The sequence below is a fragment of the Acidovorax sp. GW101-11A03 genome (genome assembly GCF_059424825.1).
The window spans coordinates 1-14291 of sequence record NZ_JBWKZU010000040.1 but is presented as its reverse complement, the minus strand read 5'-3'; the positions used below and the strand labels follow the sequence as shown (position 1 = coordinate 14291).

16 protein-coding genes and 1 tRNA gene are annotated in these 14291 nt (G+C 65.4%); 10 read left to right on the top strand and 7 right to left on the bottom strand.

Going from position 1 to position 14291, the window contains the following annotated elements:
• Positions 1-112: 112 nt before the first annotated feature.
• The 3 genes from AC07Z7_RS16625 to AC07Z7_RS16615 all read left to right on the top strand — a co-directional run bounded on the left by AC07Z7_RS16625 (position 113) and on the right by AC07Z7_RS16615 (position 1764).
• Positions 113-1105, top strand: coding sequence for a DNA-directed RNA polymerase subunit alpha (locus tag AC07Z7_RS16625; protein ID WP_100408937.1), 993 nt, complete (start codon positions 113-115; stop codon positions 1103-1105).
• Between the two features lie 167 nt (positions 1106-1272).
• A complete protein-coding gene (gene rplQ / locus AC07Z7_RS16620) occupies positions 1273-1665 on the top strand; it encodes a 50S ribosomal protein L17 (RefSeq protein ID WP_063462385.1) in 393 nt (130 codons plus the stop codon).
• Positions 1666-1687: 22 nt separating this feature from the next.
• A tRNA-Met gene (locus tag AC07Z7_RS16615) sits at positions 1688-1764 on the top strand.
• Positions 1765-2051: 287 nt separating this feature from the next.
• Here AC07Z7_RS16615 and nhaR read toward each other — a convergent pair.
• Positions 2052-2948 carry a transcriptional activator NhaR gene (gene nhaR, locus AC07Z7_RS16610; protein WP_494766946.1) on the bottom strand — a complete coding sequence of 299 codons (897 nt, stop codon included), beginning with the start codon at positions 2946-2948 and terminating at the stop codon, positions 2052-2054.
• Between the two features lie 171 nt (positions 2949-3119).
• On the opposite strand from nhaR, the gene AC07Z7_RS16605 reads away from it, so the two are divergent.
• The gene (locus tag AC07Z7_RS16605) at positions 3120-3668 is read left to right on the top strand and encodes an Rrf2 family transcriptional regulator (protein WP_094290348.1); all 549 of its coding nucleotides are present in this window, start codon (positions 3120-3122) and stop codon (positions 3666-3668) included.
• Between the two features lie 36 nt (positions 3669-3704).
• Here AC07Z7_RS16605 and AC07Z7_RS16600 read toward each other — a convergent pair whose 3' ends face one another.
• The 4 genes from AC07Z7_RS16600 to AC07Z7_RS16585 form a co-directional block, all read right to left on the bottom strand.
• Entirely contained in the window at positions 3705-4298 is a 594-nt protein-coding gene (locus AC07Z7_RS16600; protein ID WP_094290347.1) for a MarC family protein, read from the bottom strand.
• Positions 4295-4708, bottom strand: coding sequence for a VOC family protein (locus AC07Z7_RS16595; RefSeq protein ID WP_252658833.1), 414 nt, complete (start codon positions 4706-4708; stop codon positions 4295-4297). The genes AC07Z7_RS16600 and AC07Z7_RS16595 overlap by 4 nt, the downstream gene beginning before the upstream one ends.
• A gap of 42 nt (positions 4709-4750) precedes the next feature.
• Positions 4751-5122, bottom strand: a complete 372-nt coding sequence (locus tag AC07Z7_RS16590) for a TraR/DksA family transcriptional regulator (RefSeq protein ID WP_494766945.1) — start codon at positions 5120-5122, stop codon at positions 4751-4753.
• Between the two features lie 105 nt (positions 5123-5227).
• Entirely contained in the window at positions 5228-5875 is a 648-nt protein-coding gene (locus tag AC07Z7_RS16585) for a glutathione S-transferase (protein WP_494766944.1), read from the bottom strand.
• A gap of 123 nt (positions 5876-5998) precedes the next feature.
• Between AC07Z7_RS16585 and AC07Z7_RS16580 the strand changes: the two genes are divergently transcribed.
• The 6 genes from AC07Z7_RS16580 to AC07Z7_RS16555 all read left to right on the top strand — a co-directional run bounded on the left by AC07Z7_RS16580 (position 5999) and on the right by AC07Z7_RS16555 (position 12275).
• Positions 5999-6367, top strand: coding sequence for a DUF2946 family protein (locus AC07Z7_RS16580; protein WP_252658831.1), 369 nt, complete (start codon positions 5999-6001; stop codon positions 6365-6367).
• An 80-nt stretch (positions 6368-6447) separates the two neighbouring features.
• Positions 6448-8766 (top strand): TonB-dependent receptor, encoded by a 2319-nt coding sequence (locus AC07Z7_RS16575; RefSeq protein WP_494766943.1) that lies wholly within the window; start codon positions 6448-6450, stop codon positions 8764-8766.
• A 14-nt stretch (positions 8767-8780) separates the two neighbouring features.
• Positions 8781-9341 carry a YcnI family copper-binding membrane protein gene (locus AC07Z7_RS16570; protein ID WP_494766942.1) on the top strand — a complete coding sequence of 187 codons (561 nt, stop codon included), beginning with the start codon at positions 8781-8783 and terminating at the stop codon, positions 9339-9341.
• A 62-nt stretch (positions 9342-9403) separates the two neighbouring features.
• Positions 9404-9901, top strand: a complete 498-nt coding sequence (locus AC07Z7_RS16565; RefSeq protein ID WP_494766941.1) for a copper chaperone PCu(A)C — start codon at positions 9404-9406, stop codon at positions 9899-9901.
• A gap of 110 nt (positions 9902-10011) precedes the next feature.
• Positions 10012-10884 carry a PhaM family polyhydroxyalkanoate granule multifunctional regulatory protein gene (locus AC07Z7_RS16560; protein ID WP_494766940.1) on the top strand — a complete coding sequence of 291 codons (873 nt, stop codon included), beginning with the start codon at positions 10012-10014 and terminating at the stop codon, positions 10882-10884.
• A gap of 59 nt (positions 10885-10943) precedes the next feature.
• Positions 10944-12275: an FIST signal transduction protein gene (locus tag AC07Z7_RS16555; protein WP_494766939.1), complete on the top strand. Its 1332-nt coding sequence runs from the start codon at positions 10944-10946 to the stop codon at positions 12273-12275.
• 15 nt (positions 12276-12290) lie between these two features.
• Here AC07Z7_RS16555 and AC07Z7_RS16550 read toward each other — a convergent pair whose 3' ends face one another.
• Both AC07Z7_RS16550 and AC07Z7_RS16545 read right to left on the bottom strand, forming a co-directional pair.
• Positions 12291-13613 (bottom strand): hemolysin family protein, encoded by a 1323-nt coding sequence (locus AC07Z7_RS16550; protein WP_094290337.1) that lies wholly within the window; start codon positions 13611-13613, stop codon positions 12291-12293.
• A gap of 90 nt (positions 13614-13703) precedes the next feature.
• A partial coding sequence (locus AC07Z7_RS16545; RefSeq protein WP_494766938.1) for a rhodanese-like domain-containing protein occupies positions 13704-14291 on the bottom strand: 588 nt, incomplete at its 5' end.

Genomic DNA, 14291 nt, shown 5'->3' with positions numbered 1-14291 from the left:
CGGTCGAGTCAGTCAATCAAGAAAACCGTCCCTGAACCGCGAGGCATCGCGGTTTAGGCGCTTCACCAGCCTTACCGGTGTAACGAGCTGGGGGTATTGAGAGGAAGTCTGAATGCAAACCAATTTGCTGAAACCCAAGGCGATCAATGTCGAGCAGCTTGGCCACAACCGTGCCAAGGTCGCACTGGAGCCGTTCGAGCGTGGTTACGGCCACACGCTGGGCAACGCCATCCGGCGCGTCCTGCTCTCGTCCATGGTGGGTTACGCAGCGACGGAAGTCACCATTGCAGGCGTTCTGCATGAGTATTCGTCGATCGACGGTGTCCAGGAAGATGTGGTCAACATACTTCTGAACCTCAAGGGTGTGGTGTTCAAGCTGCACAACCGCGACGAAGTCACGCTGAGCCTGCGCAAGGACGGCGAAGGCGTGGTGACGGCCCGTGATATCCAGACCCCTCACGATGTCGAAATCGTGAACCCTGATCACGTAATTGCCAACCTGTCGCAAGGCGGCAAGCTCGACATGCAGATCAAGGTCGAGAAGGGCCGTGGCTACGTGCCGGGCAACCTGCGCCGCTATGCCGACGAATCGACCAAGTCGATTGGCCGGATTGTTCTGGACGCATCGTTCTCTCCTGTGAAGCGCGTGAGCTACACCGTGGAAAGCGCCCGCGTTGAACAACGTACCGACCTGGACAAGCTGGTTGTCGAGATCGAAACCAACGGTGCCATCACCGCCGAAGACGCCGTGCGCGCCTCGGCCAAGATCCTGGTGGAACAGCTGGCTGTGTTCGCGCAGCTGGAAGGTGGCGAGCTGGCTGCGTTCGACGCACCTGCAGGCCCACGTGGCAATGCCACGTTCGACCCGATCCTGCTGCGTCCTGTGGACGAGCTGGAACTGACCGTGCGTTCTGCCAACTGCCTGAAGGCCGAAAACATCTACTACATCGGTGATCTGATCCAGCGCACCGAGAACGAACTGCTCAAGACGCCTAACCTGGGCCGCAAGTCGCTCAATGAAATCAAGGAAGTGCTTGCCTCGCGTGGTCTCACGCTGGGCATGAAGCTTGAGAACTGGCCACCAGCTGGTCTGGACAAGCGCTAAGCGAACGTTATAATTCTGGGTTTCCCGAAAAGGGGACCCGGTTTTTCAGTCCTCCGCAAGGAGGATTTTTTGTTCCCTGGAAGCAAGACGCCAAAGGGAAGAGTGCCTCGGACAGTACCTGACACGGCTGTCCGATTTAATTACATAGACAGTAGAAGGAAAGCACCATGCGCCACGGACACGGCCTCCGCAAACTCAACCGCACCAGCTCGCACCGCCTCGCGATGCTGCAGAACATGATGAACTCGCTCATCGAGCATGAGGCCATCAAGACCACGGTCCCCAAGGCCAAGGAACTGCGCCGCGTGATCGAACCCATGATCACCCTGGCCAAGGAAGACTCCGTGGCCAACCGCCGCCTGGCCTTCAACCGCCTGCGCGACCGCGATAGCGTGACCAAGCTGTTCAACGACCTGGGCCCCCGTTTCAAGGTGCGTCCTGGTGGTTACACCCGCATTCTGAAGATGGGTTTCCGCGTGGGTGACAACGCGCCCATGGCACTGGTCGAACTGGTCGATCGTGCTGCAGAAACCGAAAATAATTCGGCAGCTGCGGAATAATAGGGTATAATTTATTTTTTACCGCGCGATGGAGCAGTCTGGTAGCTCGTTGGGCTCATAACCCAAAGGTCGGAGGTTCAAATCCTTCTCGCGCAACCAAATACAGCGGTCTCCGCTTTGCAAAACGCCCACTCCTCAGTGGGCGTTTTTGTTTTTGCCGTTGCTATCTTGGATCGGGCCTTTTCTCTTGGAGCCTTGTGCTCACCGCCGTCGGTTCGTTGCAGTACCAGCGCGCCCCCATCTGTTTTGCGCTGACTCCAAGGGCGGTAGGAGCGGAGGCGGGGCCTGGAAGTCCCCAGTCCGCCCATCCATGCAACGTTCTTTCGGGCGCAGAATCCGGAAACATCTTGATCCTCCGTCCAGTGGAAAGGGGTGAAACGACTTCTTCAGCGGGCGAAAAGATCGGCCTTGGCTGCCTTGGTGATCGCAACGACGCAGGGGTGCGTGATCCGCCGTTCGACGGAAATCGCGAAAAACTCTTCCACCAGCTCGGTGGACCGGCCGATCACCTCCACGCCGAACTGGGCGGTGGTCTCCTCGTCCAGTACCGTGGGGGACGTAAAAATGCCCCGGCCCTGGCGGCCAAACGCGTTCATGAGCGCACTGTCGTCGAACTCGCCGACAAGGCGGGGTTGCAGGTGGTGTTTGTTGAGCCAATGGTCCAGTTGCTGCCGCACTGACGTCATGGGCCCCTGGATCAGCATGGGTGCACCATGCAGGCACTGCGGAAAGGGCCCTTCCAGCTGGGCGCGCAGGCTGGGTGCGCACAAAAAACTCATGCCGCTGGTGCCCAGCGGGTGGTTGAAGGCTTTCACACCAATCTTCTTGGATACCGGCTCGTCTGCCAGCACCAGGTCGAGCTTGTGCAGGCTCAGCTGCGCGATCAGCTCGGGAAACTTGCCTTCGTGGCAGGTCATGTGCACCCGTTGTGGCATGCCCAACGCGGGCTCCAGCAGATGGTAGGCCACCGACTTGGCAATCGAGTCGGCCACCCCCACGCGGAACTCCAGCGGCTTCTCCTGGCCGCGCGACAGGCGGATGGACTTCTCCAGCTCATCCCCCAGCGCAAAGATCTGCTCGGCATAGCCCAGGGCCACCCGGCCTTCGCTAGTCAGCTCCAGGCCCCGGCCTCGCTTTCTGAACAGGTCGTGGCCCAGCCACTCCTCCAACTGCTTGATCTGCCCGGACAGCGTCTGGGGGGTGGTGTGCAGCTGCTCGCCAGCGCGCATCACGCCGCCTGCTTTGGCCACGGTCCAGAAATAGCGCAGGTGCTTGAAGTTCATGGTGCGATTCAGTGAAACACTTCGAAAAAAGCGAGCAATAAAACTCAATAAAACGAATATACGCGAAGTGTCAAAATCTCTACATTGCAGGCTTGGCCCTTGTCCGTGGCGCGCTCCGCCCGGGAAGGAACTGTCAGCGTTCATGAGAACCTGTTCTGAGGAGTAGCAACCATGCGTATCACTACCAGAGGACAACTTGCCGTGTCGGCCATGACCGACCTTGCCCTGCGCCAGAAAATGCGGCCGGTGGCCCTGTCCACCATCAGTGCACGCCAGGGCACATCCCTTTCGTACCTGGAGCAGCTGTTCAGCGCCCTGCGCCGTGCCGGGCTGGTGGACAGCACGCGCGGGCCCGGTGGTGGCTACACGCTGGCCCGCCGCGCTGATCAGGTGTCGGTGGCCGAGATCATCCTGGCGGTCGAGAACCTCAAGGCCGACGACCTGCAGAACCTGGGCGCGGGCCAGGCGGCGCAGGTGAAGTCCATGACCGGCGAACTGTGGTCCACCTTCAACCTGCGCGTGATGGAGTACCTGCAGTCGGTCACCTTGCAGGACCTGGTGGCCCAGCAGCTCGAAAAAGGGGGCGCACTGGAAGACGCCGCGCCCGCCGTGGCTGCCAAGCCCAAACTCCCGCCCAAGCCGCGCCCCCTGATGGCCCGGGTGGGGGTGCCGAACTCGGTGTTCGCGCTGGGCTCCATGCCCCTGCTGCAGCGGCGCTGAAGCGGGCGCGGGGCGGTGCGCCCCGCTGGCTGTGGGCTAGAGCTGGTGCGCGAGTTGCTTGATGCCGCGTATCAGCATCTCCACCGAGATGGCGACCAGGATCAGCCCCATCAGGCGCTCAAACGCCATCACCACGCGCTCGCCCACCAGGCGCTGGATGCGTTCGGCCATCAGCAGCACAATGGCGCACACCGCCATGGTCACGCACAGGGCGCCCACCCATTCGAGCTTGCGCTCGGGCGCCTGGGCGACCAGCAGCATCACCGTGGCCAGGGCCGACGGGCCTGCCAGCGCAGGGATGGCCAGCGGCACGATGAGCGGCTCGCCCGGCAGCTCCGCCTGCGGACCGTCTGCCGAAGGAAAGATCATGCGCAGTGCGATCAGGAACAGCACCACCGCGCCAGCAATCTGCAGCGATAAATCGCTCAGGTTCATCACCCGCAAAAACTCCGCCCCGAAGAACAGAAACACCAGCAGCAGTGCAAACGCGATCAGCACCTCGCGCAGGATCACCCGCGCCCGCCGCTCGGGCGCCACGCCGCGCAGCGCGTTGGCAAAAATGGGGATGTTGCCCAGCGGATCGGTGATCAGCAGCAGCAAGATGGTGGCCGACGCGAACGTGTAGCTCATGTGGCGTACACCGCGTCCAGCGATCGGAAGCCCTTGATCTCGATCGGGTTGCCGCTGGGGTCGTGGAAGAACATCGTCCACTGCTCGCCCGGCTGGCCTTCAAAACGCACCTGGGGCTCCAGCACAAAGGCCGTGCCTGCCGCTTTCAGCCGCGCCGCCAGCGCATGCCAGTCGGGCAGCTCCAGAATGGCGCCGAAATGGGGCATGGGCACCAGATGGTCGCCCACATGGCCGGTGCGGGCACTGGCAAACGGGGGGCCCAGGTGCAGCGAGATCTGGTGGCCGAAGAAGTCGAAGTCCACCCAGGTGTCGGTGCTCCGCCCCTCCTGGCAACCCAGCACGCCGCCATAGAAGCGGCGGGCGGCATCGAGGTCGGTGACGTGGAAAGCGAGGTGAAAGAGGCTGCGCATCCCGCAAAGGATAGCAGCCGGTGTCCGGTTTCAGGCTCGCCCTCAGGCTGTCCGCCGGTGCTGCTCGGCCTTCTCCTGGCAGTGCACGCAGCGTGCCGCCTCGGGGGTGGCGTGCAGGCGGGCTGCGGTGATGTGGGCGCCGCAGTCCGTGCACTCGCCGTAGGTGCCCGCCTCGATGCGGGCCAGGGCCGCCTCCACGGCGGCCAGGTGGGCAGTTTCGTGCTCGTCCAGCGCGAACGCCAGTTCACGTTCGGTGGCCAGCTGGGCGCGCGGGTCTTCGGGCTGGCCAAAATGCGTTGCGGCGGCCTCGGCCCGGCCGATGGTGCCACCGCGCTGTGCCGCCAGCTGGGCCAACAACTCGGATTGCTGGGCCCGCAACTGTTGGAGGAATGGGGCGGCCTGGGTCTTGTCCATGCAGTGTCTCCTCAAGGGTGATCGGATGCCTGCATGGTGCGCCAGCGCGGGACGACCTCGGTTGACCAAGGTCAAGGGATGAAGACCCTGCGCTGGGAGGCGGCTTCAGCGCTTGGGTGGCCGCGCCAGCATCTCCGCCGTGTTGGTCTTGCGGTCTGCGTTCACGCGCTGCACGTGGGGCCGTTCGCCCATGCGGGTCAGGTATTCGCGCACGGGCAGCTCGGCCAGGTAGTCGCGGCCATAGATGATCTTGGTGGCTGAGCTGACCAGCGGCAGGTGCACGATGGCGGCACAGTCGGCCAGCGTAAAGCTGTCTCCACCCACATAGGGGCTGAACTTGGCGAGCTGGCCGAAGGCGGCGATGTTCTTCGTGAGCTGCGCGCCCACCTTTTCCTTGGCGCTGTCGCTCACCGTGCCGCCAAAGAAGGCCTGCGGGTACAGGTTGCGCGCCACCAGCTCCAGGTGCAGCTCCAGAAAGGTGATCAGCTCGCGCACCTTGGCGGCCTGGTAGGGGTCGGTGGGGATCAGCGGGTGCGCGGGGTGGGCGGCCTCGATGTAGTCGGCGATCACCGCTGATTCGCACAGCGGGCCCTGGGGCGTGCGCAGGTAGGGCACCTTGCCCAGCGGGCTGGCGCTGCGGTCGGTCTCGCCCACCCAAGCCAGTTCTTCGGTGAACGGCAGGCCTTTTTCGAGCAGGGCGAGCTTGACCTTGTTGTAGTAGTTGCTGGCCGAAAAGCCACAGAGTGTCAGCATGGGGTTGTCTCCGTTGTAGGGGTGAATGCAGCGTACATCCTAGGTGCGGGCGGGGGCGCCGTCCGTCGCGCAGATGACCCCGGACAAGGCCTCGCGGTTGGCGCCACCTACAATCGGGCCCTCATGCGCTTCTCCCTGCAAACCCTCCGCAGCCTTGGCTGGCTCGCCCGCCTGGTGCTGGCGTGGTTTGTGGTGTCCATGGGCGTGGCCGTGGCGTCGCCGCTGGTCAACCCGCAGGCCATGGAGCTGATCTGCTCGGGTTCGGGTGCGATCAAGCTGCTGGTCAAGACGGACGATGGTGCCCAGGAGATGCAGAGCCACACGCTGGACTGCCCCCTGTGCGCCCAAGTGGGTGCACCGCCGCCTGCCGCGCAGGCACGGCTTCCTGTGTTCCACCCTCTGGCGCATGCGCTGCGCCCCATCCCTGCCGCGCACATTGCTGCGCGCACTGCTGCGCCGCTGCCGCCGCGCGGGCCCCCGGCCTTCTCCTGATTTTGCTACTTTTTTGATAGCTGCTTGCGCTTGTCCATCGCGCGCAAGCGGCCTATTTGGCTTGAAATTCAGGAGTTCCCATGCGCAAAAGCCGCATGGCGCTGGCCTTGGCCAGTGCCTTTCCCATCGTCCTGGGCTGCACGTTCACCGGGGCTGCCCCGGCGTTCGCCCAACCCGCTGAGCCCAGCTATGCCCCCGTCAAGGAACTGGGCGTGGTCACCATCACCGGCGGCCAGCCCACCTCGCTGCCCACGCAGATCCCCACCACCATCGAGGGCGTGACGCGCGAGCAGATCGAGCATTCGATCAACGCCACCGACAGTGAAGACGCGCTCAAGTACCTGCCCAGCCTGCTGGTGCGCAAGCGTTACATCGGCGACTACAACCATGCCGTACTGTCCACCCGCGCCTCGGGCACGGGCAATCCGGCGCGGTCCATGGTGTTTGCCGATGGCATCTTGCTCTCCAACTACCTGGGCAACGGCCCCACCAACGCACCGCGCTGGATGCTGGTCACGCCCGAGGAGATCGAGCGGGTGGACGTGCTCTACGGCCCGTTCTCGGCCGCCTATGCGGGCAACTCTGTGGGCGCGGTGGTGGACTACGTCACGCGCATGCCGACCCAGTTCGAGGCGCATGGCAAGGTCAGCGTCCAGCACCAGCCGTTTGACTTGTATGGCACCAACGCCACCTATGCCGGTAAGCAGGTCAGCGCCTCGGTGGGCAACAAGAGTGGCGACTGGTCCTGGTTCCTCAACTTCAGCAAGACCGACAGCGAAGGCCAGCCGCTCACCTTCCCCACGCGCCTCGTGTCGGCAGGCAACGTGGGTAACGCGGGCACACCCGTGACGGGCGCTGTGCCGGGCAACAACCGCAGCAACCAGCCCTGGTACCTGCTGGGCACGGCCACGCAGTACCACACGCAGCAAGACCACGTCAAGGCCAAGATCGCCTACGACTTCTCGCCCACCGTGCGCGCGGCCTATACCTTGGGCTGGTGGCACAACGAGTCCGAAGGGCGGCCCACCAGCTACCTGCGAGATGCCAACGGCAATGTGGTCTACAGCGGCACGGTCAACATCAATGGGCGCTCGTTTGCGCTCGCGCCCACGGACTTCAATGTCTCCAACGAGAACCTCACGCACTTCATGCACGGCCTGTCGATCAAGAGCCGCACGCAAGGCACGTTCGACTGGGAGGTGGCCGCCAGCCTGTACGACTACCATACCGACACCCTGCGTGCCGCCACCGCCGCGCTGCCCGCCGCGCTGAACGGCGGCGCGGGCCGCATTGTCAACAGCAAGGGCACGGGCTGGAACACGTTGGCCGCCAAGGGCACTTGGCGGCCCGATGGGGTGCAAGGCGCGCACATTGTGGACTTTGGCCTGCAGCGCGACAGCTACCGGCTGCGCACCATCGAGAACGCCACCACGAACTGGATCAACGGCGCAGCAGGCGCCCGCAACCAGGCTTTCAACGGCGACACCCAGCTGCTGGGCCTGTGGGCGCAAGACAGCTGGAAGATTGCGCCCCAATGGAAGGCCGTGCTGGGCGCCCGCGCCGAGCGCTGGAGCGCCAGCAACGGCCAGACCGGCAATGCCACCACCACGTTGAGCCACCCCGAGCGCAATGAGACCTATGTCTCGCCCAAGGCGGCTGTGGCCTACCAGGCCACCGACCTGTGGGTGCTCAAGGCCTCCACCGGCCGCGCCGTGCGCATGCCCACGGTGGCCGAGCTGTACCAGGGTGGCATCAGTGGTAGCGGCACGCTCATCAACAACGATCCGAATCTGCGGCCCGAAAAGAGCTGGACGACGGAGCTGACGGCGGAGCGCGACATGGGCAACGGGCTGCTGCGCCTGACCGCGTTTTTTGAGCGCACCAAAGACGCGCTGTACTCCCAGACCAATGTGCTCGTCACACCCAACGTGACCAACGTGCAGAACGTGGGCGCGATTCGTACCAAGGGGCTGGAGCTGTCGTACCAGGCCGCCAACGTCTTCATGCGCGGGCTGGAGCTGGGCAGCAGCCTGACCTGGACGGATTCCAAGATCACCCGCAACGACAAGTTCCCCGCCAGCGTGGGCAAATGGCAGCCGCGCATCCCCGAGTGGCGCGCCAGCGCCGTGGCCACCTACCGGATGGACGACAAATGGTCGTACACCCTGGGCGCACGCTATAGCGGCAGGCAGTACAGCACGCTCGACAACACCGACGTGAACGGCTTTGCCTACCAGGGCGCGAGCCGCTACTTCACCACCGATGTGCGGGTGCGCTACCAGATTACCAAGCAGGTCAGTGCTGCCGTGGGCATCGACAACCTGAACAACTACCAGTTCTGGAACTTCCACCCCTACCCGCAGCGCACCTACCTCGCTGAGCTCAAGGTCAGTCTCTGAAAGGAATACATCCCATGCCTTTCAATACTATGAAAAAGATAGCTGTAATCGCTTTGCTGACAGGCGCAGGAGGCCTTTTTGGTGCTGCATCCGCCCATGTGGTACTGGAATACCAGGTCGCCCCGGCGGGCGCCAGCTACAAGGCCACATTCAAGGTGGGCCACGGCTGCGGTGCGTCGCCCACGCGGCAGATCGCGGTGGACATCCCGGCGGGCATGCGCGGCGCGCGCCCCATGCCCAAGCCGGGCTGGGCACTGGAGGTGCAGCGCGAAAAGCTCGCCCAGCCCTATAGCAGCCACGGCCGCAGCATCACCGAAGATGTGGTGCGCGTGACCTGGACGGCGAAGACACCGGAGGACATGCTGCAGAGTGCCCACTACGACGAATTCGTGCTGGTCGCCACCGCGCCCGCGCAGGCGGGCATCGTGTACTGGCCCGTGCGCCAGGCCTGCGCCGAAGGCCGCAACGACTGGGTGGAGGTGCCCAAGGCCGGGCAAAAGATGTCGGACCTGAAGTCCCCTGCCGCCGCGCTGGAAATCCTGCCCGGCGCGGGCGCCGGTGCCCACAATCACTGATTGACCAAAAAGAGGCAGCCTTTCTGCCCCTCCACATTTACGTTGAACAAGGAATCTTCACCATGAAAAAACTGCTTCACACCGCCGCCCTGGCCGCCACGCTGGTGGCCGCCTTTGCCAGCGCCCCTGCCTGGGCGCAGACCGCTACCGTCAAGGTAGAAGGCGCGTGGGCGCGCGCCAGCGTGCAGGGCCAGAAGGGCACGGGCGCCTTCATGCGCCTTACGGCCCCCGAAGGCGCCCGCCTGGTGCGCGCCGAATCGCCCGCCGCAGGCGTGACCGAGGTGCACGAGATGAAGATGGACGGCGACGTGATGAAGATGCGCGCCATCCCCGCGCTGGACCTGCCCGCAGGCAAGACGGTGGAACTCAAGCCCGGCGGCTACCACGTCATGCTGCTGGACCTGAAGGCCCCCTTGGTCAAGGACACCGCCGTGCCGCTGACCCTGGTGTTCCAGGACGCCAAGGGCGCCGAGAGCAAGCTCAACATCAGCGTGCCCGTGGCCACCACGCCCCCGGGCGGCGCTGCACCAGCAGGCCACGGGCACGGCCACAAGCACTGAGCGCGACTGAGCGTGCAGGGGCGGGAATCTGCCCCTTCCGGCCGCGACGCATTGGAGTAAGCTGTGGCCCCATCACAGACCCACCCAGATCCACCTCTTGCGGAGCGGCCATGAGCGACACATCCAACAACTTCGGTTTCGGCAAATTCGTCCCCGGTTTTGACTTTCTGCAAAGCCTGGCCAAGGGGGCGTCCAGCAGCATTCCGCAGTTGCCCAACCTCTCCAACTGGGTGGCCCCCACCATCAGTGTGGAAGAACTGGAAAAGCGCATCGAAGAGCTCAAGGCTGTGCAGTTCTGGCTGGAGCAGAACTCGCGCGCGCTGGCCGCCACCATTCAGGCGCTGGAGGTGCAGAAGATGACCCTGGCCACGCTCAAGGGCATGAACTTCAGCATGGGCGACGTGGCCAACGCCTTCAAGCTCAAGACCGCCGACACCGTGATGAGCGGCGTGCAGAAAGCCGCCGACACCGTGACCGGTGCCGCAGAGGCCGTGACCAGCGCCGCCGCCCGCGTGACGGGCCGTGCCGCTGCCGAAGAAGAGTCCCCTGAAGAAACAGAGGCCGATGCCGAGCCCGCACCCGCTGCGAAAGCGAAGCCCAAAGCCAAGGGCAAGGCCGCTGACACGCCCGAGCCCGCCGTGGTGGACCCGATGCAGTGGTGGGGCGCGCTCACCAGCCAGTTCCAGCAGATCGCCGCCAACGCCATGAAGGACGCGGCCAAGCAGACCGCCATCGACACCACCAAGAACATGGCCACGGGCCTGGCCAAGGAGGCCCTCAAGACGGCCACCGGCATGGCCAGCCAGTTTGCGGCCAAGGGCATGCAGACCATGCAGGGTGGTGCCAAGCGGTCTGCCACATCGGGCGCCGCCAAGAAGACCGCCGCCACCAAGAAACCTGCAGCGCGCACGACCACCACCAAGCCTGCGGCCAAGAAGGCCAGCAGCACCCGCAGCCCGGCTGCCCGCAAGCGAGCAGGCTGAGCCAGCGCCCGCAGGCGGAGCGCCACCCGGGCGCGCGCCCCGGCACGGAGACCCTCACCATGAAACTCTTCCCAACCGGCCACGCCACCCACCCCCAGTGGCGCATGGCGGCTGCGCTGGTGCTGGCGCAGCTGCGCGCCCAGATGGCGCTGCCCGAATACGCGACAGCGCCCACGCTGGGCCTGCTCTACATCACCGACCACTACGGCAACGATGCTCAGGCGCTGCTCGACCACCTGAGCGCTGAGCTGCCCGAGGTGACCGACTGGAGCGGCACCGTGGGTGTGGGGGTGTCGGCCAACAACGCCGAATATTTTGACGAACCCGCACTGTCGGTGATGCTGCTGGATGTGCCCGCCGACCAGTACCGCGTGTTCTCGGGCGTGGCGCCGCTGCCCACGCATGCGCCCCGCCCGGGCAGCGGTTTTGTAGCGCACACGGCCCTGGTGCATGCCGACGGCCACACGCCCGAGCTGGCCGGGCTGCTGACCGAAATGGCGGCGCGTACCGAGTCCGGCTACCTGTTTGGCGGCCTCAGCGCCAGCCGCACGGCCAGCGTGCAGTTTGCGGTGGGCGGCGACGGCAACATGGCCGGGCAGGGCGGTGCCAGCGGGGTGTTTGATGGCGGCCTGTCGGGCGTGGCGTTTGATGCCGGGGTGGCCCTGGTGTCGCGTGTCACGCAGGGCTGCCAGCCCGTGGGCGCGCTGCACAGCATCACCGCCGCGCAGGACAACGTGGTGCTCACGCTCGACGGCGAGCCCGCGCTCGATGTGCTGCTCGACACGCTGCAGGTATCGCTCGATGGTGGCGACCCGCAGCCCGCGCTCCGCAAGGTGCGCGCCACGTTGGCCGGGCTGGTGAGTGCCGGTGAACAACCCCAGGGCCAGCGCCGCACGGGCCACTTCGGTACCGACACGCGCGTGCGCCACATCGTGGGGCTCGACGGCAGCCGCCGGGGCGTGGCCCTGGCCGACCAGGTGGAAGCGGGCATGCACCTGGCGTTCTGCCAGCGCAATGTGGCGGCGGCACGCGCCGACCTGATGCGCATCTGCGCCGAAATCCGCGAGGAGCTGTCGCCCGAAGAGCTGGAGCCCGCGCCGCTGGAATCGTCGTCCGAGGCGCGGGGCGGCCCCGCCCCGGCGCCCGGAACGCCCGGCGCCGGGGTGCTGCCCCAGACCGGGCGGCGCATCTGTGGCGCCATCTACGTGAGTTGCTCGGGCCGGGGCGGGCCGCATTTTGGCGGACCCAGCGCCGAGCTGCAGATCGTGCGCCATGCGCTGGGCGATGTGCCGCTGGCCGGTTTTTTTGCGGGCGGCGAGATCGCCCACCACCACCTCTACGGCTACACCGGGGTGCTCACCGTGTTTGTGGACAGCGGGCCGCAGGCCTGAGCGCAGGTGCTGGGGTCAGAGGGCCGGGCTGTCCTCGGCCTCGGCCTTTTCTTCGGGCGTGAGCCGCGTGGCCAGGATCTTGTCGATGGTCTTGCCATCCATGTCCACCACCTCCAGCTTCCAGTCTTCCCACTGCACCGTGTCGGTCACCTTGGGCAGGCGGCCCGTCAGCAGCATGATCATGCCGCTCAGGGTGTGGTAGCGGCCGCGCTCTTCTTCGGGCACGGCGTCCAGGTTCAGGCGGTCCTTCAGCTCGGGCACGGGGATGTGGCCGTCCAGCAGCCAGCTGCCGTCTTCGCGCTGCAGCGCCCACGAGGTCTCCGGGTCGCGCGGCTGGAACTCGCCCGTGATCGCCTCGATCAGGTCCTGCAGCGTGACGATGCCCTGCACCTCGCCGTATTCATCGATGACAAACGCCATGTGCACGTCCGACAGGCGGAAGTTGTCCAGCAGCTCCATGCCGGTGATGGTCTCGGGCACATACAGCGCGGTCTGCAGCGTCTGCTGGTTCAGGCCCTGGCTGCGGTCGCGCAGGGCCTTGGCCATCCACTGGCGGGCGTTGATCACGCCCAGGATGTTGTCCATGCCGCCCCGCACCACCGGAAAGCGGGCGTGGTCCGACTCTTCGATGCGCTGCAGCGTGTCTTCAAACGGCGCATCGATGTCCAGGCACACCACGTCGCCGCGCGGCACCATCAGCGAGCCGATCTGGCGGTCGTCCAGGCGGAACACATTGCGCACCATGGTGTGCTCGTGCGACTCGATCACACCGGCCGTGGTGCCTTCCACCAGCATGGCGTGGATTTCTTCCTCGGTCACCGGGCTGCCGCTGGTTTCCTTCACGCCCAACAGGCGCAGCAGCGTGCGCGTGGAGGTGGACAGCAGCAGCACAAAGGGCTTGGTCGCCAGCGCCAGCAGGTTGATGGGGCGCGCCACCAGGCGGGCAAAGGTCTCGGGGTAGGACTGGCCGATGCGTTTGGGCACCAGCTCGCCCACCACGATGGAGAAATAGGTGATCAGCACCACCACCAGACCGGTGGCCGCATAGCCCCCGTAAGGCAGCGGCACACCCAGGCGCTCCAGCCAGGCGGCCAGCGGCGCGGCCAGTGCGGCCTCGCCCACGATACCGTTCAGGACACCAATCGACGTGATGCCGATCTGGATGGTGGAGAGAAAACGCGTGGGGTCTTCGCCCAGCTTCACGGCAGCGGCGGCGCCGCTATCGCCCTCATCAATCAGCTTTTGCAGCCGGGCTTTGCGCGCAGTGACCAGAGCGATCTCTGACATGGCAAACAGGCCGTTGAGGAAGATGAGGGCGAACAGTATTGCTATTTCCATACAAAGGGCGCCTTGCGCGCCCTTGGGTGTTGAGTTGCAAGCGATTGTACGGAACGGGGCAAAAGCCCCGGTGGTTCCACTGCGGAGCGCTCAACCGCCCTCGGTGGGCAGGCCGATGGCATCCCATTCGGGCAGGCCGCCGCGCAGCCAGTACACCGACTTGTAGCCCTTGGCGGCCGCCACCTTGGCTGCCTTGTAGGACTTCCAGCATTCGGCGCCATTGCAGGCAAAGATCACCGGCTTGGCCTTGTCCAGGCCCGGCAACTTGTCCAGCGCCTGGAAGTCGTCCTGCGCCGCATTGAAGGCCACGTCCTTGAGGCTTTTCTCCACATAGGCCGCAAACACCGCACCCCGGATGCGTTTGGCCTTGAATTCCTTCTCGGTGCGTGTGTCCACCAGCGTGGCGCCCTGCGCCAGCAGGGTCTGGGCCTCGCGGGCGGTGATGCGGCTCACGCCCGGCAGGCTGGTGGGGGTGAACAGGCCCAGCTCGGCCACGCGGCGGTATTCGGTGGCTTCGGGGCGCAGGGTGACAGGCGGCAGGCCGGTGGACGCTGGCGTGGCGCCAAACCACTGGGCCAGCCGGTTGCGCGCATCGGCGGGCAGGTCCTTCTTGACGACCACCGAGAACCCCCCGGGCACGGGCTGCGACGTGGCCAGCACACGCGCAGTGCCGGGGTG